Source organism: Nocardia sp. MH4 (assembly GCF_019266065.1).
In the GTDB taxonomy this organism is placed as follows: domain Bacteria; phylum Actinomycetota; class Actinomycetes; order Mycobacteriales; family Mycobacteriaceae; genus Nocardia; species Nocardia canadensis.
The window spans coordinates 40,147-60,176 of the sequence record NZ_LPNR01000103.1 but is presented as its reverse complement, the minus strand read 5'-3'; the positions used below and the strand labels follow the sequence as shown (position 1 = coordinate 60,176).

Below are 20,030 nucleotides of genomic sequence, written 5' to 3'. Positions count from 1 at the left end.
ACGGACTGGGAACCGACTTGGAACGCTCGGACCTCGGCGTGCGTATGATGTGACGCGTCATGGTCTTTGTGCGGGTGCTGGGTTCGTTTGCTGCCGAGAGCGGCGGCGAGTCCATTCCGCTCGGCGGGCCTCGGCAGCGCGGCGTACTGGCGCTGCTGATAGCCGCTCGCGGGCAGGTGGTACCTGTCGATCGATTGATCGAGGACCTGTGGCGCGGTGAACCGCCGTCGCGCGCCCTGGCGTCATTGCAGGCGTACGTGTCCAACCTGCGCCGTCTGCTCGAACCCGGCCGCCCGCCGCGAGCGCCGGCCCGCGTGCTGGTGAGCGCGGCGCCCGGCTACGCCTTGCGGCTGCCGCGAGAAGCGGTGGACGCCTGGCGTTTCGAGGAACTGCTCGACGAGGCCCGCACGCTGCCCGATCCACGGGCAGCCCGGATCCGGCTGACCGAGGCGCTGGCGCTGTGGCAGGGGTCCGCCTTCGCCGAGGTCGCCGACGAGCAGTGGGTCACCGCCGAGATCGCGCGACTCGAGGAGCTACGCCTGGTCGCCCGCGAGCTGCATATCGCGGCAGGCCTGCGCCTCGGCGACCCGACGGCGGTCGTGCCGGACACGGAGATATTCACCCGCGACCATCCGCTGCGCGAGGAAGGCTGGCGCCTGCACGCGCTCGCGCTGTGGAGCAGCGGCCGACAGGCCGACTCCCTCGCCGCGCTCCGCCGTGCCCGTGCCCACTTCGCCGAAGAACTGGGCCTGGATCCCGGACCGGATCTGGTGGAACTGGAAGAGGCGATCCTCACCCAGCGCACGGACTTCCTCCGCTCGTCCGTCGCGCCTGCGACGGACGAGCCCCGCGCCGCGGTGATCGTGCCGCCTCCCGTCGAAAAGCCTTGCACCGTACCGTTCGTCGGCAGGGAGAGCGAGCTGGCGGCGCTGATGGATACCGCCCGGGACACCGGTCACGCGGGCGTGCGTGTCGCGCTCGTCACCGGCGAGGCCGGGCTCGGCAAATCGAAGCTGCTCGAATGCCTCGGCGTGCGGCTGGCACGGGAGGGCTGGCTGGTGGCCGCCGGGCGCTGTCCCGACCTCGACAGTGCGCCGCCCGCCTGGGCGTGGGTCGAGGTGCTGCGGACTGTCGCCGGAAGCGTTCCGCCGGGCGAGTTCGCCGACGACCTGGCGCCGTTGTTGTCGGAGTCGGTGACCGTCACCGGGGACGCGGCAGCCGGCCGTTTCCGGTTGCGGCAAGCCGTGTGGGCATGGCTGTCGGCGATCGCGGCGTACCGCCCCGTCGCCGTCATGCTGGACGACCTGCACTGTGCGGACGCCGCCACCCTGGAACTGCTCGCCGGTGTCGACACACGGCACCCCCTCCTGATCGTCGCGGCATACCGTGCGGACGAAAGCGAGCGCCTGGCCGCGACACTCGCGGCCCTCGCCCGCACCGCGCCCCTGCGGCTGGAGCTGCCCGGTCTCGATCGCGACGCCGTCACCGACCTGGTCCGCTCCGAATGCGAAGCAGACGACGCGACCGTGGCCGGTATCGCCCAGCGGACCGGCGGCAACCCGTTCTATGTGCGGGAGACCGCGCGGCTGCTGAACTGTGAGGGCGTGCTGACCGCACTTTCCGAGGTTCCGGAGGGTGTCCGCGACGTACTGCGGCGCCGGTTCGCCCGGCTGCCCGAGAGCAGTGTGTCCGTCCTGCGGCTGGCGGCGGTGGCGGGCCGGGAAAGCTCGGTGGATGTGCTCGTGCGGGCCGCCGATACCGACGAGGACGGCGTGCTGGACGCGCTCGATGCCGGCGTCATCGCCGGATTGCTCGACGAGCCCGGGCCCGGGCGGGTCCGATTCGTGCACGCACTGGTCCGGGACACGCTCCTGACCGATGTCAGCCGGCTGCGGGTCACCCGAATGCACGCCCGCATCGCCGTAGCGCTGGAGGACTCCGGTGATTTCGCCGCGCTGGCCCACCACTACGCACGAGCGGGATCGCCGAAGGCCGCAGGTTATTGCGCGCGGGCCGCCGAGCTCGCCGAGGCCCGATACGCTCACGATGTGGCGGCCGCACTCCTCGGCGACGCCGTCGCCAACTCCAGCGATCCGGACGAGCGGGTCGATCTGCTCGGCAGGCTGCTGCGCGCGCAGGTCAGAGCCGGAGCCTTCGACGCGGCCCGACGTACTCGTGAACAGGCCGTGGAGTACGCCGAGTCGCTCGGCCGCGAGGACCTGATGATCGCCGCGTTCACCGCCTGGACCGAACCCACCCCCTGGCAGGCCCGCGCCTACGGCACCGTCGACAAGCCCATCGTCGACCGTCTCCGCCATCTGCTCGAACGGCACGATCTCGACTCCGGCACCCGGTCCCACCTCCTCATCGCCTACGCCCACGAGTTGGTGGGCGAGAACGATCCGACGGTTATGGCGGCGGCGCGGGAAGCGCTCGACCTCGCCCCCTCTCCGCGCCTGCGGGCCGCGGCGCTGCTGCTCGTCGCCCGCGAGTCCGGGCGGGAAGAGTATTCGCGTGAGCTGGTGGAGATCAGCGTCGAGCACGACCTGCCCGTCTACCGGGTGACCGGTTTGCTCGAGCAGGCCGCGAACGCGGCCGCCGCCAACGACCCCGCGACCATGCGGCGCGTGACCGAGGAGGCGCTCGACCTCGCCCGCACATACCGGATGCCGGAAGCGATCGGCGCGGCCGAGATCGCGCTGGCGACACTGGTGCTCATCGAAGGCCGCTTCGCCGATGCCGCGCGGCTCTACCACGAGGCCACCGAACGCATGGAACGCGCCGGATCGGTGCATGCCGCGGGTTTCCTGCGGCTCCCGCAGGCGGCGATCTGGATCAACGACGGCACACTGGGCGACCACGTGGACGACGTGCGCGCGCTGCACGCGGCGCTCGGCCCGATAGCCGCCGACCTGCTGACCCTCGCCCTCCACGCCGCGGGACGCGGCAATGAAGCGGATCGGGTCCGCACCGAACCCGCCCCGATCCGGCGCGACTTCTTCTTCACCTTCCTGACCAGCCTGCGTGCGCTGGCGGCCGTCGCCACGAACGACCGCGACGTCGCCGCACAGAGCTACGCGGACCTGCTTCCGCATCGAGAAGGTCCCCCGGCGGGCGCGGAGAGCGTCTCCCTTGCCCTGCGCCCGGTCGCCCACACGCTCGGCGAACTCGCTCTGTACCTGGGCCGCGCCGAGGAGGCCGCAGCGCATTTCGCCCGGGCCGCCGCCATCGCCGACAGGTGGAACGCCTCCGGCTGGGCCGCGGAAGCAACTGCTCGCGCCGATCGCGTTCCAAGTCCGCTCCAAGTTCCTTCCAAAACCTGAGGCGCAGTGTCGAGCCCATCAGAACCGAACTGATGGAGGCACGAAACATGCACAACCCGCACACCTTCCGGGCCGCGGTCGTCCGTACCCCGAACGGACCCGACTCGATCGAGATCATCGACTTGCCGGTCACCGAGCCCGGCCCCGGAGAGGTCCGCATCGCGGTCGCGGCCGCGCCGGTCAATCCCACCGACCTCGGCGTCACGGGCGGATTCTTCCACCAGATGGGCATGATCAACCAGCCCTCCCACACCGGCCTCGGCTGGGACTTCGCCGGCACCGTCGTCGCCACCGGCGCGGGCGTGGAACTGGCCGTCGGTACCCGGGTGGCCGGCGTCGTCCTCGGTTTCGACCGCGACTTCGGCACCTACGCGGAACAACTCGTCGTCCCGGCCACTGATCTCGCCGTGGTTCCCGACGAACTCGACCTGGTCGCGGCATCGACTGTGCCGCTCAGTGGATTGAGTGCGGCACAGATCGTGGATCTGCTCGGCGATGCACCCGCCGAGGGCAACCGATTGCTGGTGGCGGGCGCGGCCGGGGCGATCGGCGCGAACGTGGCCGCGCTGGCACCCGACCGCGGCTGGCAGGTGACCGGACTGGCCCGCGCCGAAGACGAACCGTTCGTGCGCGGTCTCGGCGCCGACTTCCGTACCGAAGCCGAACCCGGCTGGGACGCCGTCGTCGACACCACATCGCAGCAGGCATGGAGCTTGAACCCGGTCCGCGACGGCGGATCCTTCGTCGGCGTCCGACCGAACCTGACGCCCACGGCCGAGCGCGGGATCACGGTGAACATTCTGATGGTGCACTCGGACGGCCCGTGCTTGGAAAAGCTGCTCGCCCGCGCCGCCGGCGGCGGCCTGCCCGCCCGGGTTCACGCGGTCTTGCCTTTGACCGAGGCCGCCGAAGCCCACCGCGCCATGGCCAAAGGCGGGACGCGCGGGCGCTACGTGCTCCGCCCCTGATCCCTCCCGCGCACAGGCAAGCTGCCCCTACACCCGAAAGAGCGCTAGTCGGACACTTGATGGAAGTCAGATCCACCCACCCGCTGACGGGTGGGTGGATCTGCATGGGCATATTGGCCCGCTGAACCTGCAACCCCCGTGATCGCCGCGGCTGGATCGCCGCCCGTCTGCCCCGGCGGCTGCGGGCGTTCGTCGGCGGCGTCTGCGACCAGCATCGGACCCGAGGCCGACCTATGGCCTCCCACAAGGGGACGAAGTGCTGTATCGACGAACCGGTGCGACATCGAGACTCAGAAGCAAGCTATCCAGCGCGTATCCGCCGAAATCGGACCGACCTGACGGATCCACGCACAACCGGTAGCCCGGCCGCCCCTGCCGGCGACCTCGAAACCATCGAGAAGGAGCCGTCATGAGTTGGACAGTCGCCGCGGTGATCATCGCCGCGATCTTCGCCGCCATGGTCATCGTCACCACCTACCTTTCCGCCAGGAAGCCCTGACGCCGAGTCGACGGTGCTCCCCATCGAATCGAGGCAGCGATGAACCCCATCAAGTTGCGCGAGGATTCCGCTCGTCGGATCTTCCGTGATCGTCGTGAGGCCGGCCAGGCCATGGCGGAACTACTCGGCCACTACCGAGGTCACGAGGAGGTGATCGTGCTCGGGCTACCGCGCGGCGGAATCCCGGTGGCGTGGGAAGTGGCCGCCGCCCTGGGCGCGCCGCTGGACGCTCTCGTGGTGCGCAAGCTGGGAGTACCCGACAACCCGGAGTTCGCCTTCGGCGCCCTGGCCACAGGTGGCCGCATCGTCCTCGCCGACGATGTCGTCCGGGCGCTGCGTCTGACCTCCGACCAGATACGTGCGGTGGCAGAGGACGAGGCAGCCGAACTCGCGCGCCGAGAAGCTGCCTACCGCGGCAGCCGTGGCCCCCTCGATGTCGCCGGACGAACGGTCATCCTCGTCGACGACGGCCTGGCCACCGGCTCGAGCATGTTCGCGGCGATCGAGGCGATCCGAGCCCAGGAACCGCTTCGTATCGTCGTCGCCGTGCCCGCGGCACCGGAATCGACATGTCGTGAACTCGCCGCGATGGTCGACGAAGTGGTCTGCGCGACGATACCTTCACCGTTCCGCGCTGTCGGCGCCTCCTACTGGGACTTCACCCAGGTGACCGACGAGCAGGTGCACACCCTGCTGAACACACCGACCACCGGATCACCGAGTTCAGCTCCCGACCCGGTGCAGGCGATCCGCGCGTGCGCGATCCACGCGCCCGACGGGATTCCGCCTCTGGAGCACTTCGACGATCTGATCGGCACCGCGAGCATCGTCCTGATCGGCGAAAGCACCCACGGGACACACGAGTTCTATTCCGCGCGTGCCGAAATGACGAAATGGCTGATCGAGCACAGAGGCTTCGACGCGGTCGCGATCGAAGGAGACTGGCCCGACGCCGCGCGCGTCAACCGCTATGTGCACGCCCGTGGCAGCGACACCACCGCGGAAGAAGCGCTCCGTGGGTTCGAGCGATTTCCGGCCTGGATGTGGCGCAATACCGTGGTCCGCGATTTCGTCGACTGGTTGCGTGACCACAACGACGAACAGGTGCGGAACGACGAGCGCACCACCGGATTCTATGGCCTGGACCTCTACAGCCTGCATCGATCGATGAACGAGGTCGTGCGCTACCTGGAGCGGACAGACCGTGCAGCCGCTCAGCGCGCCAAGACCCGATACGGCTGTTTCGGCGAAGCCGACTCCGGCGACGGGCAGGCCTACGGCTACGGTGCGGCATTCGGTGCGGGCAAGACCTGCGAAGACCAGGCCGTCACGCAATTGGTCGAGATGCAACGCAAGTCGCTGGCCGAATTCAGCACCGGCACCGACGCCGCCGAAGAGCTCTTCGACGCCCTGCGCAACGCGTGGTCGGTCCGTGACGCCGAGCTCTACTACCGCACGATGTTCGGCGATCACACCGCTTCCTGGAATCTGCGTGACGGACACATGGCCGACACTCTCGACGCACTGCGCGAGCACCTGAGCCGCGGTCAGCGCCCAACCGGCGTCACTCGAGCCCCGAGAATTGTTGTCTGGGCGCATAATTCACATGTCGGCGACGCTCGGGCCACCGAGTTCGGAGCGGAGGGCCAGATCACTCTCGGACAGCTGATGCGGCAACGTCACGGCGCGCACTGCCGAGCGATCGGCTCGAGCACGTACTACGGATCCGTCACCGCGGCACAGGAGTGGGGCGGGACCGCGGTCCACGAAACCGTTCGCCCGGCACTACCGTCCAGCATGGAAACTCTGCTGCACGATGCCGGCATCGGTGAATTCCTGGTTCGTCTGGACACCGGCGACGCCGCCGCGGACACACTGGGTCAGCCACGGCTGCAACGAGCGATCGGCGTCGTCTACCGGCCGGGCACCGAGAGACAGAGTCACTACTTCCACACTCGTGCCGCCGACCAGTTCGACGCCCTGATCCACATCGATCGCACGACCGCGCTGCAGCCGCTCGAACCCACCAGCATCTGGAGCGCGCAGAGAACACCGGAAACCTATCCGACAGGTTTGTGATGTGACCGGATGTCTTGCACGGCGCTCGCCACGCACCTGTACCGGAACACCGAGAAGGGTCCGATCGGCGGTTGATTCCCCGGGGAACCCGACCGAGGACGGCTGATCGGCCAAGAGCCGAAGCGGCTTCGACGCGGTGACCAGCACCCGGTCGGCACGCGTCGCCACGCGGCTGAGCCGGACAGCCGCATCCTGTCGACGCAGGGCAACCGCGGTTGCGCCTCGAGCACGTTCGGGAGTTGACGTCGCACGCCGCTCAGACCGGATGACCGGGCTGATGCTGCATCGAGGAGAACCTCGCTGTCGCGACCTCCTCCCGCGCCCGTAGCTCGGCCCCGGTGAGTACATAGGCGTCCGGCCCGGGAAAGGTCAGCGCTCGATGACCATCATCGGTCCAGTGCACCAGATAGGGTGGAGACCCGTCTGCCGAGCGGACTTCCTCGATCAGGCCCCGCCGGACGGCGCCGCCGACGGTATGTCCCTCGATGACGAGCCAGTCGCCTGGTTTCGCATGCATGACATTCCTCCTCGCCGATTTCCTTGTCGTCGCTCATTGCCCGAGCTCCTCGCTCGCTGTGACCGTGCCGTCGTTCCCGCGATCGAACACGTCCTGGCGCCCGGGGCGACGCACAGTGCTCAACTCCTGTGCTGCATTCTCGGACTCCTCGATCCCATCAAAATGGGGTGAACCGGCCCTAGGGCCGACCGTCCCCTGGGCCGGCGACCTGTGGCACTATTCGCTATCCCGCGCGGATCGAGGTCGACGTCCGCCTTCTCGGCAGCAGATCGACCGACGCTCGGCGTTGGCTGTGGACAACAGCTCTGCCACGATCTCCCTGCCGGCTACGTCGGCCCGGGCCCGGCTCCGGCGCCCCGGTAACGCTGTGGGCTGCCGTCGAACCGCACAGCAGGATCGACGCCGTCGTCATCCGGGGCGGACGCCCATGCCTCGCAGGTGTACGGCTGACCCGAATCACCGCTGCGACGCTGTTCCCGTCCGGCGGCGCGGATCGCACCGTCGGCTACACGAGGGGATCCGGAGTGCCTGGCTCGCGTGGGCCTTGGTCGAGCCGGAACGGTGGATACTCGTCTCGCATCAGCCCCGCGTACGCGACGACCCGGTACAGCCATCGGTTGATACCGAGCACGAAGTCGAAAAGCCGACGCGGATACTGCGCGGTGAACAGCAGGATCACCGCCGCGATCACGACCAGGACCCCGAGCAGCGGGATAGTGGTGGCACCGGTTTCACCACCGAATCCGACGCTGCCGCCGGTCATCGCCAACGCGATCGCGTAGTGCGGGATCGCCAGCAGCCACCATTTGAACAACACCGACGTCCGGGACAGGCGCTCCGGATACGTGACCTGGAAGTCGGCCGGATAGTCGGTCGAGCGCAGCGTGAACGGCGGATACCGATCAGTTCCCAGCGCCGCACAGGAATAGAACTGGACCCGCCACGACCACCGGACGACCCCGACATTGAAGTCGAAGATCGCTCTCGGGTACCGGCCGGTGAAGAGAATCGCGACCCCGGCCACCACTGTGAGCAAGAAGAACGCGACCCACAGAAAGAACAAGACGACGACATGTGGAATCACCAGGACCCATTTGACCAGCCACAGCCACCGCGACAGCGGCTCGTCCAAATCCCCCCGCAATCGCACCGGATAGGGGCTATCGGGAGCTTCCATCACGACCTCCTCGAATCTCGATACCGAAACACGGCACCGCGCCGGACCAGTTGTTCGGCGGCGTCACGTTCGACGACGCTGATGGTGAGTTCGGACCTCGGTTATCGTCTGTTCGCGTAGCGCGCGCCGACGGCGAGCGCGGCCAGGGCTACTATCCCGGCAACGACGATCAACCGATTCGCATCGACCGTCGGCTGCCACCGCACCCGGCCGTCTCGGATGACGAAGGCACCGACCGGCTTTGCCCCGATCCCGAAGCCGGCGCCGGAGCCCTTCTCGCCATCCGGGCCCGACCCGCCGCCTCCGCCGGCACCGCCGGAGATCGTGGCGACGCCGATCACCGTTGTTCCGTCACGTTCGATCGGCGGCGCGTACACACGCTCGACCGACATCGATTCCTTGACGCTTTCGACTACTTCATCGATTCTCACAGGGCTCTCCTCGCCTACGCGGTCTGTATGTCGACATTCGACGCCACGCCGAACCGCACGGGTCGGTCCGATCGGTGTCCGCGCCTTGCTGTCGAACGGACCTTTCGATTCGACCACCCGTCGGGCGACGGCCACCAGGGACCACCGACCCCGACCCGGGTGCCGTTCGTCGTCACCTGGCAGAGGACCGACGCCGGTGCTGGAGCGTCGATCGTTGTGGGTTCGGTTCGGTCGCCCTTCGGACCTGTACGAGCACGTGCCCGAGCACTCGAATTCGATCGGGTGAGCCGACCGACAGAATCTAGACGGAGGGTGTCAGAGCGTCACGGATGGTCCGGCGCATGATCTTGCCGACCGGGTTACGAGGAATGGTATCGACGATTTCGAGCCGTTCGGGCAGCTTGAAGGACGCGACCTGCCGATCCCGTAGATGGTTCACGAGGTCGGCGAGTTCGACCGAGGCTCCCGGAGCCGGAACTACCACGGCACAACACTTCTCCCCGAACACGTCGTCGGGGTAGCCGATCACCGCGACATCGCCCACCCCGGGATGCTCCATCAGCAGGCCCTCGATCTCGGCGGGCGCAATGTTCATACCGCCGCGGATGATGATCTCCTTGATCCGGTCGACGAAGATCAGGTATTCGCCGCGCTCGCCGCCGAGTTCGAACACATCCCCGCTGCACAAATAGCCCTGGTCGTCGAACGGGCTGGACGCCGCGGTGCCCTCGAGGTAGCCGCCGAAGACGCTGGGTCCTTTCAGACGCAACTCGCCCCGCTCACCGACAGCGTGGACGTCGGCGCCGGTCACCGGGTCGACCAGACGTACCGACGTCATCTTCGCGACGCGCGTCGCCCATTCCCGGTCCGGGGCACCGTAGTTCGGCAGGTGCAGGGCGCGGACGGCCGGATCCGGGATGTCGGCGGGCGCGCCGAGCAGGCACACCCCCTCGTTGGAGCCGAAGAAGTTGAGGACCTCGATTCCGAATTCGTCCTGCCACCGACGAACCACACTGGGCGGCAACGGTGCGCCGCCCGAGCCGACCCGCTGCAGCGACGACAGGTCCACCGATTCCCGGAGCGCGTCCTGCTGGAGCAGCATCGCCAGGATCGCCGGCGGCATCGAGGTGTGTGTGACGCGGTGGCGGGCGATCTGCGCCAGGAACACCGCGAGGTCCAGCGGCTGGTGCTGGACCAGGTGCCCGCCGCCGACCAGCCAGGGCAGGAACGCCGCCGCGAATCCCGCCATGTTCACCATGGGAAACGGGTTGAGGATGACCGACGACTCGTCGGTCTCGAGCCCGTCCTGAGCCGCCTGCGCGCTCGCGAACCAGTCGGCGTGACAGCGCGGGACACCTTTGGGAGCGGCCTCGGTCCCGCTGGTCCAGCAAATCGTGATCCGGTCGCCGATCGTGCGGACCAGGCCGTCGACGTAACGCCGCGCTTGCTCGGTGGCGGCAGACGACGCCGACGAGTCCATCGACACCGCGCGTGGGTCCGGATCGGGACCGAACACGAACACGCTCTCGATCCCGTCAGCCGGTTCGGCGAGCGCGAGCGCCTCGGCGGTCATGTCGCGTCCGAGCAGGCGTGACACCGTCACGACCGCCCTGGCCTCGGTGGCACGGCAGATGTTCGACAACTCGTGCTGCCGGTACGCGACCGGTACGGGGCTGACGACCGCGCCCAGGCGCCACAGCGCGAGGTACGTCGCGACCAGTGCCACCGAGTTGGGCACCTGGACCACGACCACGTCGCCCTGCCGGATCCCGCTCTCGTGGTACCTGGCCGCGAGTCGTTCGACGCGGTCGGCCATCGCCTTCCACGTGAGTGTCTCGGCCTCGATGCCCGCCAGGTCCGTCAGGTTCGCCGGATCGGACACGGCGTCGTGGTCGGGTCGGGCGTGGACCCAGCCGTCGAAGGCGTCCAGCAGGGTGGTCTCCCGCCACCACCCCTTGGCAACGTAGTCACGGATCTTCTCTTCCGGGTGGCAGAGCACAACCCGGCGCTGATTCGGGTCGGAATTCCCGGGCGCGGTGAACGGTTCGGACATGGCTATCTCCTGGAGACGGACGGGTGTCGAGAGGGGACGAAGCGAGGAAGGGACTCAGCTCAACCGGCGCAGGATCAGCGCGGAGCCGAGGCCCAGCGCGGCTGGAATCGTGACCAGGGCGTGTTCGCCGTCGACGCGGCGGAGCCCGTCGAGGGCCGAGACGAGGAGGTTGCCGCCGGTAGCGCCCAGCGGGTGGCCGACGGCGTGGGCGCCGCCCGTGGGGTTGACCCGGTCGGGGTCGAGGCCGAGTTCGCGGATCAGCAGCAGCGGGCTGACGGCGAAGGACTCGTTGGCCTCGACGATGTCGAGGTCGCCGGCCCCGATCCCCGCACGGCGCAGTGCGTCTCGCGCCGCGTCGACCGGTGCGCTCAGCAGCGGCGAGCGGACCGACCGGTGCGTGACGGCGACGATCTCGGCGACCGGTGCCCGCCCGCGCAGCCGGCCGTTCGCCGCGTCGGGACCGGCGATCACGGCAGCGGACGCGCCGTCGGCGAGCTGCGGGGCCGTCGCGATCGAGTGCAGGCCACTCCGGGGCCGGGTCAGCTCCGGGAGCCGTCGGCGCACGCGTTCCCACGCCAGGTCGTCGTCGAAGAGGGCCGGGAGCGCCGCGAACTGCTGGGCGGTGGCGTCCGGGCGGGCGCCCTCGTCGACCGCGAGGATCACCTCGCCCGAGCATTTCACCGCCACCACCGCATCCGACGGCGGCGCGGCGGCCGCTCGCCGATGCGACCGCGCCGCGAACTCGTCCAGCTCGATGCGGGTGAACCCGTGCGCGACGGCCGTCGCGTCGGCGGAGACCCCGATGGTCACGAATCCAGTGCGCTCGCCCAGCTCGTGGTCGGTGGCGATCGCGGGTGTGTCGGAGAGCATCGGTACCCGCGACATCGATTCGACACCACCGGCGACCACGACATCGACTTGTCCCGCAGTCACTTTCGCGGCGGCGGTGCCGATCGCTTCGATGCCCGAACAGCAGAGCCGGGACACCACCATGCCGCCCACGGCGTCGGGCCACCCGGCGGAGAGAGCCGCTGCCCTGGCCAGGTTTCCCCCTTGCTCCCCGGTGACCGTGCTGATCCCCAACACGATCTCGTCGACGCCCGCGGCGGCCAGACCGCGCTGCTCGAGTGCGGTGAGGAGCTGGGCGAACAGCGCGTGCGGCGGAATCTGCGCGAGGGTGCCGCCGCTGCGGCGCACCCGCCCGCGGGGCAGCCGGACCGCGTCGTAGACCAATGCCCGCGTCATGGCGTCCCCCGCCTTCTCGACAGTTGAGTGGCTTGCATCACTCTGTTAGTTGTAGTCTGACCATCACGGAACCGCAAGACCTTCAGCAGAGAGCGGCGTACATGCGTACTGACACGATTCGAATAATCGGCGGCTACCAAACAGATTTCGCACGAAACCTCACCCGGGAAGGCCTCGATGTGTCCGACCTGATGCGCGAGGTCGTCGAGGGCACCCTCGCCGACTCCGGGCTGGATGTCGGCGACATCGGCGTCGTCCACGTCGGCAACGCCTTCGGCCAGCTGTTCACCGGTCAGGGGCACCTGGGTGCGATGCCACCCTCGGTGGTCCCGGACCTGTGGGGTGTGCCCGCCACCCGGCATGAGGGTGCCTGCGCATCGGGATCGCTCGCGGTGCTCGCCGCCATGGCCGACATCGAGTCCGGCCGCTACGACTGCGCCCTGGTGGTCGGAGCCGAACTCGAGAAGACCGTGCCGGGCGACCTCGGCGCCCGGCACATGGGCACCGCGGCCTGGGCGGGCCGCGAGGGCACGGACGCAAAGTTCATGTGGCCGTATATGTTCGACAAGATCGCCGACGAGTACGACCGACGCTACGGGCTCGCCGACGAACACCTGTGGGCCATCGCGGAACTGAACGCGCGCAACGCCGGCCGCAACCCCCTGGCACAGACCCGGGATTGGGACCGGACCGCGGCGTCGTTCAGCGCCGACCCGATGGCCAATCCGCCCGTCGAGGGCCGCCTGCGCAAGGCGGACTGCGGGCCGCTCACCGACGGCGCCGCCGGCGTCGTCCTGGTCCGCTCCGACCACCCGGCCGTGCGGCGGGACGCGGCACGGCAGTCGAGCATCCTCGGCTGGGGGCACCGGACCGTAGGGCTGTCCCTCGCGGAGAAGCTCTCGCGCAGCGCCGAGGACACGTTCGTCTTCCCGCACGTGCGCGACACGATCGGCGACGCGTTCGCCCGCGCCGGGATCGCCGGCGTAGACGACCTCGACCTCATCGAGACGCACGACTGCTTCACCATGAGCGAGTACCTCGCCGTCGACCACTTCGGGATCACACCGCCCGGGGAGAGCTGGCGCGCCGTGGAAGCGGGCGACCTCGAGATCGGTGGCCGGATCCCGGTGAATCCCAGTGGCGGCCTCCTCGGCGTCGGGCACCCGGTCGGCGCAACCGGTGTGCGGATGCTGCTGGACTGCCACCGCCAGGTGACGGGCCGAGCGGACGCGTACCAGGTCGACGGCGCGCGCCGGGCCGCGATGTTGAACTTCGGCGGAAGCACCTCGACGACAGCCAGTTTCGTCGTCGGGCACTGATCGGAATCAGGAGAGGAACATGGAGATCGAGGTACTCGGGCGCGCCCTGACGACGCTGCCCGCAGACGACGACCACCCGTATCGCACCGGCGCGTGGCGCCCACAGACCGTCGAGCGCAGTGCCGACGATCTCGAGATCGTCGGCGAACTGCCGGCCGACCTCGACGGCGTCTACCTGCGTAACACCGAGAACCCGGTGCACCCGGCCCTCCAGGGCCGCTACCACCCGTTCGACGGCGACGGCATGATCCACGCGGTCGGCTTCCGGGACGGCAAGGCGTTCTACCGCAACCGCTTCGTCAAGACCGACGGCTTCCTGGCCGAGCAGGAGGCCGGGGGGCCGCTGTGGGCCGGCATCGCCGAGAATCCCGAACGATCCGTCCGCCAGGACGGCTGGGGGGCGCGCGGCCGGATGAAGGATGCGTCCAGCACCGACGTCATCGTGCACAACGGTAAGGCACTCACCAGCTTCTGGCAGTGCGGTGACCTCTACACTCTCGACCCGACGACACTCGAGACGGTGGGCAAGGCTACGTGGAACGGACAGTTCCCGACAAGCCTCGGCGTATCGGCGCACCCGAAGGTCGACGAGCGAACCGGCGAACTGCTGTTCTTCAACTACAGCACCGACGCCCCCTATATGCACTACGGCGTCGTCGATGCGCAGGACCGCCTCGCCCACTACGTGGACATCGAACTGCCCGGGTCGCGCCTGCCCCACGACATGGCGTTCACCGACAACTACGCGATCCTCAACGACTGTCCGCTGTTCTGGCTGCCCGAGGCGCTCGAGGCCGGCCGCTACGTCTCACGCTTCCACCCCGACATCCCGCTGCGACTCGGCGTGATTCCGCGTCGGGGAACCAGCGATCAGATCCGCTGGTTCGAGGCCTCCTCCACGTACGTGCTGCACTGGACCAACGCCTACGAGACCGGTGACGAGATCGTCCTCGAGGGCTTCCACCAGGAGCACCCGGAGCCCGAGGACACCGGAGACGGCGGGATCTACCAGCGGATGTTCCGATTCCTGGCCCTCGACCGGATGGGAACCCACCTGCATCGGTGGCGGTTGAACCTGCGCACGGGAGAGGTTCGCGAGGAACGACTCTCGGACAGCGTCACCGAGTTCGGGATGATCAATCCCCGGCATGCCGGTCGCTCGCACCGCTACACCTACGCCGCCACCGGCCGCCCCGGCTGGTTCCTGTTCGACGGCCTGGTCAAGCACGACACCGTCACCGGACAGGAAGAGCGCTTCGTGTTCGGCGACGGCGTGTTCGGCAGCGAGACAGCGATGGCGCCGCGCGTCGGCGGCACCGAAGAGGACGACGGCTATCTGGTCACGATCGTCTCGAACGTCGACGAGGACCTGTCGGAGTGTCTGGTTTTCGACGCCGCTCGTGTCGCGGACGGGCCGGTGGCGCGGATTCGCCTGCCGGAGCGTGTCTCCAGCGGCACGCATTCCACCTGGGCACCGGGTTCGGCCCTGCCGCGGTGGCGAACGAACGACGACCCGACGGAGGCGATAGGACTCGATCGCCCCGGGCTATAGTTCTGGGGATGTCCGATGAGCATGCACCCGACGCGGAGCCCAGGACTCCGACCGCCGGGCGCATGCTCACCCCGGGCGGGGACAACTCCATCGCTGTGGCCCTGGGACTCCTGGGAGACGAGTGGAACCTGTGGATCCTGCGCCACTCCTTCCAAGGGGCCAAGCGGTACCGCGATTGGATGGGCGCGGGTGGAATCTCGCACGCCGTGCTGTCCTCGCGACTGGCGGTGCTCACCGATGCGGGGCTGCTCGAGCGGACCCCCTACCAGGACAAGCCCGCCCGGTACGAGTATCGGCGGACCGCCTGCGGTCAGGAGCTGTGGTCGATTCTGCTCTCGGTGTGGTCATGGGAATTACGGTGGGCGCCCGATCACGGCGTACTCCCCCTCATGCGCCACACCACGTGCGACCGGCACTTCACACCGCGACTGGAGTGCGCATCGTGCGGGTCCCCCGCCGACGCCCGTGACGTCGTCGCCGAGATGGGCCCGAGCGGCGGTTGGACGCGCAGCGTCCCCGCGGCCTCGAACCGACGGCGATCGAGTGGCGCCGTCCGGATGCCCCACGTGCTTCCACAGACGATGGATCTCATCGGCAACAGATGGTCCGCCGCGATGCTGGGTTCGGCGCTTCTCGGCGCCCGGCGCTACAGCGAGTTCGCCGAACGGATGCGGGCGTCTCCGACGATCGTGGCGGAGCGGCTGCGCACTTTTACCGAGCTCGGTGTGCTGAGCGAAACGCCCAGCACCGAACGTGTCGACCGGACGACCTATCACTTGACCGACAAGGGACGCGCCTTTTTCCCCGTCGTGGTGGCCATGATCGCTTGGGGCCAACGGTGGTTCCCCGCCCCCGAAGGGAACGCGATCGCGTTCACACACGTCGCGTGTGGCGACGGATTCACACCACGGTTCTCGTGCAGCGAGTGCGGTGGTGAACTGGAGCCGACCACCGTGATGGTGGAGCCGCGATCCGCGCACGTCGATCGACGAGGCCTTCCACACCTCGATTGAACTCCTCCGAGCCGACGGGGCTGCCTGGCGCCGTGGCGGATCGCGGGATCACCCACGGCGCAAGGCCGCTCCGCGTCTCGGCGGCTCAGCCCGCTTGGGGTTCGGCAAGTTGATCGCTGCGGATCCAGCATGCATGGAAACCGGACGGCACGCGCTGCGGTAGCAGCACTCGCGCAATCGGACCCGCGGCGACATCCTGAGCGTCGAAGATGTCGATCTCGCCGCGATTCTCGGCCTCGTCGTTCACGAAGCAGACCAGGTAGCCGTCGGTCTCACCGGTCGATCCGTCGCGCGGCGCGAACGGTGCTTCGGCACCCCAGCGCCCCGCGCCGAACTTGTGCTCCTCCTTGGTTCCGGTCAGGGAGTCGAAGCGCACCAGGCCGTCGAAGAGCAACATCGGCTCGTGTCCGAGGCTCATGCTGTAGGAGTAACGATGCGACTGCCCCACGATCCGCGAATCCACGCTCGGGAACTCGAGGTTCGCGTCGTCGAGCGGGGTTTCGGTCGTCGTCCCTGTCCGCAGGTCGAACCGGTATCGGTAGAGCTGCGCATCGAGACGCATATAGGCGAGCATGCTCGCCAGTGGATGATCGAAAGTCGTCTGGTGTTGCGGATTCTTGACCCGGCAGACGTCCATGATGATCTCGTCGCCCTGCTCCCAGGAGTTGACGACGTGGTAGATGTAGCACGGCTTCGCCTCGAACCACCGCACCTGTGCGCCGGTGCCGTGCCGCGGGATGACCGCGAAGCGCGAGGGCAGTGCCCGGTCGTAGAAGATGCGGTACTTGCCCGCCCGCCGGGCATCCTGATCCTGGACCAGCGGCAGGTCCATGAGGATCGAGTAGTTCTGTGTGATCGCGATGTCGTGCGGCAGCCGCGGCGCCGGCAGGTCGATCTCGGTCAGATGCGTCTGTTGTCCGCTCGGCCCGATGATGCCGTAGCGCAGGAAGTTCTGGTCGGGACCGTAGTCGAACCAGATGAGCTCACCGGTCGACTCGTCGACCTTCGGATGGGCCATCATGTCACCGGCGAAGGTCCCCAGGAAGTCCTGGGCGCCGAGCGTTTCCAACGACAGGGGGTCGATCCCATACGGGGTGCCGCACAGGTACCAGGTGGCGAGAACCTGACCGCGGTGGAAGATGACGTCGGTGTTGGCGGCGTCCTTGATCCCCAGTCCGTGGCCGTTGCCCCACGGGTTGTTCGCGGGGTTCTCCATCAGTCCGGTCCACAGCGCGCGACCGGCCGCGGATTCCTCCGTGAACGCGCGGGTGCGGACGTATCGGTTGCGATAGCGGACCTTGCCGTTGTCGAAGTGAGCGGCGTGGATCATGCCGTCGCCGTCGAACATGTGGTACCGGCCCGGGGCCGCGAACTGCCGGTTCGGACCGTTGCGCAGGTAGACACCGTTGAGATCGTGGGGAATCTCGCCGATCACCGGCAGATCGTCGAGCGTCAATTCCTCCTGCACCGGCGCGAAAACGCCGAGGAGGTAAGGGTTTTCCGCGGTGCTGTCCGCGGGGCGCGCGACGGCAATCGGGGCCTCGCTCGCCGATGGCTTCGTGTTCGTCATCGAGTGTTTCCTTTCGTCGAATGGCCTATGCCCCGGTTCGCGGGCTCTTCAGGGGTGGAATATCAACTGAGTGCAGCGGAACAGGGCGATCGTGCTGCCTTGGTCGTCGCGAACGGTCGCGTCCCAGATCTGTGTTCGTCGGCCGCCGTGCATGCGGACCGCGGTCGCGGTGACAACCCCCAACCGCGCCGTGCCCAGGTAGTTCGTCTTGAGTTCCACCGTGGTGAAACCGGTGGCGTCGGCAGGCAGCGCCAACCGGGTCCCGATCCCGCAGGCGGTGTCCGCCAACGCGACCACGCTCGCCGCATGGAGGTATCCGTTGGGGGCGAGCACCCGTTCCTGAACGGGCAGTTCGCCGACGACCTGCTCCGCAGTGGCCGCGAGGATCCGCATGCCGATCGTGCCCGGCAAGCGGCCCGTGAGCATGTCCGTCAGTTCCTCGGCGAGGGGCCGATCCACGCCGGTCGGGGTCGGTCGCGACGCTGCCACCGGGGATGCCTTCTCACTCATGGTTCAGCCTTCTCGAGCGATCTCGCTACGCAATGTGCGGCGTTGCAGCTTGCCGATCGGGTTGCGGGGCAGTTCGTCGACCGTGACGAGTTTCTCCGGCAGCTTGAAGGATGCGACGTCCTTGGCGCGCAGGAAGGCGACGAGGTCGTCGAGTACGACCTCCTGCTCCGAGGCGGGAACGACCACCGCGCAACACTTCTCGCCGAGAACTACATCGTCGTAGCCGACGATCGCGACATCGGCGACCGCTGGGTGCTCGAGGAGCAGGCCTTCGATCTCCGCCGGCGCGATATTCATCCCGCCCCGGATGATGATCTCCTTACTGCGGTCGACGAACTTCAGGTACTCGCCGGACTCGCCGCACAGCTCGAATACATCGCCGCTGCAGAGGTATCCGTCGTCGTCGAACGGGCTGCTCGCCGCCGTACCGGCGAGGTAGCCGGCGAAGACGGTCGGCCCCTTCAGCCGCAGCTCGCCGCGACCGCTGACCTCCGTGACCACCTCGCCCGTCGCTAGGTCGACGAGCCGGACCGACGTCCGCTCAGCCACCGCCGTGACCCACGTCTTGCCGGTCGCGCTGTAGTTCGGGAGATACTGGGCGCGCACCGTCGGATCCGGCGTGTCCGACGGCGCGCCGAGCAGGCAGACGCCCTCGTTGGAGCCGAAGAAGTTGATCACCTCGATGCCGAGATCGTTCTGCCAGTCGCGGACGACGCCGGGGGGAAGCGGTGCGCCGCCCGAGCCGACCGTGCGCAGCGACGACAGGTCGAACGTGGTGCGTAGGCTCGAATTCTGCAACAGCATGCTGAGAATCGCCGGCGGCATACTCGTGTGGGTGGCTCGGTGCCGCTGGATCTGATCGAGGTACACCGCAAGATCGAGCGGGTGGTGCTGGACCAGGTGCCCGCCGCTGAGCAGCCATGGCAGCAGCGATGTCGCGAACCCCGCCATGTTGACCATCGGAAAGGGCCCGACGATGACGGAATCGGGCTGTGCCTGCAAACCGTCCTGCACGGCGTGCCCGATGGCCAGCCAATCGGCGTGACACCGGGGAACGCCCTTCGGCGCGGCCTCCGTACCGCTGGTCCAGCAGATGGTGAGGCAGTCGTTCACGGTCCGTGTGAGCCTCCGCTGCGCACACCGCGCCGCGTCGACCTCGTCCGCGGTGGCCGGGTCGCGGTCCAGCGGCACACCCACACCGTCGGCGGCTGGTCCGAAGGTGAAAACGTGCCGCAGGCAGGCCAGCTCGGCGGCCAGGGACAGTGCCTCCTCATGGGGCCTGCGGTCATGCAGGCTGGTCGTGGTCACGACGCCGACCGCTTCGGAAGCCGCCACGATTCGGCTCAGCTCGTGTCGCCGGTAGGACGCCGGCATCGGTGCCGCGATCGCCCCGAGTCGCCACAACGCGAAGTACGTGGCGGTGAGGGCAACCGAGTTCGGGAGCAGCACCGCGACCACATCTCCCGGGCGCACGTGGCTCGCATGGAGTTTCGCGGCGATGTCATCGACCTTCGCGGCGAACTCGGCCCAGGTCAGGGACTGCGGAGTGAGGCCGGCGAGTTCCGGCAGATTCCCGGGGTCGGTGACCGCAGGTGCGCCGGGCCGGTCCCGGACGTGTCCGTCGAGGAGGTCGAGCACGGTGTCCCGGCGCCACCACCCGCGAGCGAGATGGTCCTCGACCCGGTCTTCCGGATGACACGCGCGTAAGCGGTTGGAGGACAGGTTGTCCGCAATGACGTTCATGGGGTCCACTTCCTTGGACGCTCGACGGGGG

At 68.5% G+C, this 20,030-nt stretch carries 13 protein-coding genes and 1 pseudogene; 6 read left to right on the top strand and 8 right to left on the bottom strand.

Annotated elements, in window-relative coordinates:
* Positions 1-59 precede the first annotated feature (59 nt).
* From ATM97_RS17115 to ATM97_RS17105, 3 genes are all read left to right on the top strand, one after another.
* Positions 60-3,323 carry an AfsR/SARP family transcriptional regulator gene (locus ATM97_RS17115; RefSeq protein ID WP_218719021.1) on the top strand — a complete coding sequence of 1,088 codons (3,264 nt, stop codon included), beginning with the start codon at positions 60-62 and terminating at the stop codon, positions 3,321-3,323.
* Between the two features lie 47 nt (positions 3,324-3,370).
* Positions 3,371-4,291 carry an NADP-dependent oxidoreductase gene (locus ATM97_RS17110; RefSeq protein WP_218719020.1) on the top strand — a complete coding sequence of 307 codons (921 nt, stop codon included), beginning with the start codon at positions 3,371-3,373 and terminating at the stop codon, positions 4,289-4,291.
* Positions 4,292-4,829: 538 nt separating this feature from the next.
* Entirely contained in the window at positions 4,830-6,869 is a 2,040-nt protein-coding gene (locus ATM97_RS17105) for an erythromycin esterase family protein (RefSeq protein ID WP_218719019.1), read from the top strand.
* Between the two features lie 256 nt (positions 6,870-7,125).
* On the opposite strand, the gene ATM97_RS17100 is transcribed toward ATM97_RS17105, so the two are convergent.
* From ATM97_RS17100 to ATM97_RS17080, 5 genes and pseudogenes are all read right to left on the bottom strand, one after another.
* On the bottom strand, positions 7,126-7,386 hold the full coding sequence (locus tag ATM97_RS17100) for a DUF1918 domain-containing protein (RefSeq protein ID WP_218719018.1): 261 nt from the start codon (positions 7,384-7,386) through the stop codon (positions 7,126-7,128).
* 505 nt (positions 7,387-7,891) lie between these two features.
* Positions 7,892-8,554, bottom strand: a pseudogene (locus ATM97_RS17095) (DUF4389 domain-containing protein); the annotation flags it as partial.
* 110 nt (positions 8,555-8,664) lie between these two features.
* Positions 8,665-8,994, bottom strand: a complete 330-nt coding sequence (locus ATM97_RS17090) for a spore germination protein GerW family protein (RefSeq protein ID WP_218719016.1) — start codon at positions 8,992-8,994, stop codon at positions 8,665-8,667.
* A gap of 301 nt (positions 8,995-9,295) precedes the next feature.
* Positions 9,296-11,047, bottom strand: a complete 1,752-nt coding sequence (locus tag ATM97_RS17085) for a class I adenylate-forming enzyme family protein (protein WP_218719015.1) — start codon at positions 11,045-11,047, stop codon at positions 9,296-9,298.
* A gap of 54 nt (positions 11,048-11,101) precedes the next feature.
* The gene (locus tag ATM97_RS17080) at positions 11,102-12,292 is read right to left on the bottom strand and encodes an acetyl-CoA C-acyltransferase (protein ID WP_218719014.1); all 1,191 of its coding nucleotides are present in this window, start codon (positions 12,290-12,292) and stop codon (positions 11,102-11,104) included.
* A gap of 101 nt (positions 12,293-12,393) precedes the next feature.
* Between ATM97_RS17080 and ATM97_RS17075 the strand changes: the two genes are divergently transcribed.
* Genes ATM97_RS17075 through ATM97_RS17065 form a run of 3 tightly spaced genes read left to right on the top strand, consistent with a single transcriptional unit; the run spans position 12,394 to position 16,176 of the window.
* Positions 12,394-13,611 (top strand): acetyl-CoA acetyltransferase, encoded by a 1,218-nt coding sequence (locus tag ATM97_RS17075; protein ID WP_218719013.1) that lies wholly within the window; start codon positions 12,394-12,396, stop codon positions 13,609-13,611.
* 19 nt (positions 13,612-13,630) lie between these two features.
* Entirely contained in the window at positions 13,631-15,163 is a 1,533-nt protein-coding gene (locus ATM97_RS17070; RefSeq protein ID WP_218719012.1) for a carotenoid oxygenase family protein, read from the top strand.
* An 8-nt stretch (positions 15,164-15,171) separates the two neighbouring features.
* Complete coding sequence (locus ATM97_RS17065; RefSeq protein WP_255587931.1) at positions 15,172-16,176, top strand: helix-turn-helix domain-containing protein; 1,005 nt, start codon at positions 15,172-15,174, stop codon at positions 16,174-16,176.
* 85 nt (positions 16,177-16,261) lie between these two features.
* Here the strand turns inward: ATM97_RS17065 and ATM97_RS17060 are convergent, their stop codons facing one another.
* From ATM97_RS17060 to ATM97_RS17050, 3 genes are read right to left on the bottom strand one after another with little or no spacing between them, the layout of a single operon-like run.
* Positions 16,262-17,746 carry a carotenoid oxygenase family protein gene (locus tag ATM97_RS17060; protein ID WP_218719011.1) on the bottom strand — a complete coding sequence of 495 codons (1,485 nt, stop codon included), beginning with the start codon at positions 17,744-17,746 and terminating at the stop codon, positions 16,262-16,264.
* A 48-nt stretch (positions 17,747-17,794) separates the two neighbouring features.
* On the bottom strand, positions 17,795-18,256 hold the full coding sequence (locus ATM97_RS17055) for a PaaI family thioesterase (protein ID WP_218719010.1): 462 nt from the start codon (positions 18,254-18,256) through the stop codon (positions 17,795-17,797).
* Between the two features lie 3 nt (positions 18,257-18,259).
* Positions 18,260-19,999, bottom strand: a complete 1,740-nt coding sequence (locus ATM97_RS17050) for a class I adenylate-forming enzyme family protein (protein WP_218719009.1) — start codon at positions 19,997-19,999, stop codon at positions 18,260-18,262.
* Positions 20,000-20,030 lie beyond the last annotated feature (31 nt).

Excerpts from the sequence above, each read along its gene's own strand:
- ATM97_RS17115 (WP_218719021.1), top strand. The coding sequence starts at position 60 with ATGGTCTTTGTGCGGGTGCTGGGTTCGTTTGCTGCCGAGAGCGGCGGC.
- ATM97_RS17110 (WP_218719020.1), top strand. The coding sequence starts at position 3,371 with ATGCACAACCCGCACACCTTCCGGGCCGCGGTCGTCCGTACCCCGAAC.
- ATM97_RS17105 (WP_218719019.1), top strand. The coding sequence starts at position 4,830 with ATGAACCCCATCAAGTTGCGCGAGGATTCCGCTCGTCGGATCTTCCGT.
- ATM97_RS17100 (WP_218719018.1), bottom strand. The coding sequence starts at position 7,386 with ATGCATGCGAAACCAGGCGACTGGCTCGTCATCGAGGGACATACCGTC.
- ATM97_RS17085 (WP_218719015.1), bottom strand. The coding sequence starts at position 11,047 with ATGTCCGAACCGTTCACCGCGCCCGGGAATTCCGACCCGAATCAGCGC.
- ATM97_RS17080 (WP_218719014.1), bottom strand. The coding sequence starts at position 12,292 with ATGACGCGGGCATTGGTCTACGACGCGGTCCGGCTGCCCCGCGGGCGG.
- ATM97_RS17075 (WP_218719013.1), top strand. The coding sequence starts at position 12,394 with ATGCGTACTGACACGATTCGAATAATCGGCGGCTACCAAACAGATTTC.
- ATM97_RS17070 (WP_218719012.1), top strand. The coding sequence starts at position 13,631 with ATGGAGATCGAGGTACTCGGGCGCGCCCTGACGACGCTGCCCGCAGAC.
- ATM97_RS17065 (WP_255587931.1), top strand. The coding sequence starts at position 15,172 with ATGTCCGATGAGCATGCACCCGACGCGGAGCCCAGGACTCCGACCGCC.
- ATM97_RS17060 (WP_218719011.1), bottom strand. The coding sequence starts at position 17,746 with ATGACGAACACGAAGCCATCGGCGAGCGAGGCCCCGATTGCCGTCGCG.
- ATM97_RS17055 (WP_218719010.1), bottom strand. The coding sequence starts at position 18,256 with ATGAGTGAGAAGGCATCCCCGGTGGCAGCGTCGCGACCGACCCCGACC.
- ATM97_RS17050 (WP_218719009.1), bottom strand. The coding sequence starts at position 19,999 with ATGAACGTCATTGCGGACAACCTGTCCTCCAACCGCTTACGCGCGTGT.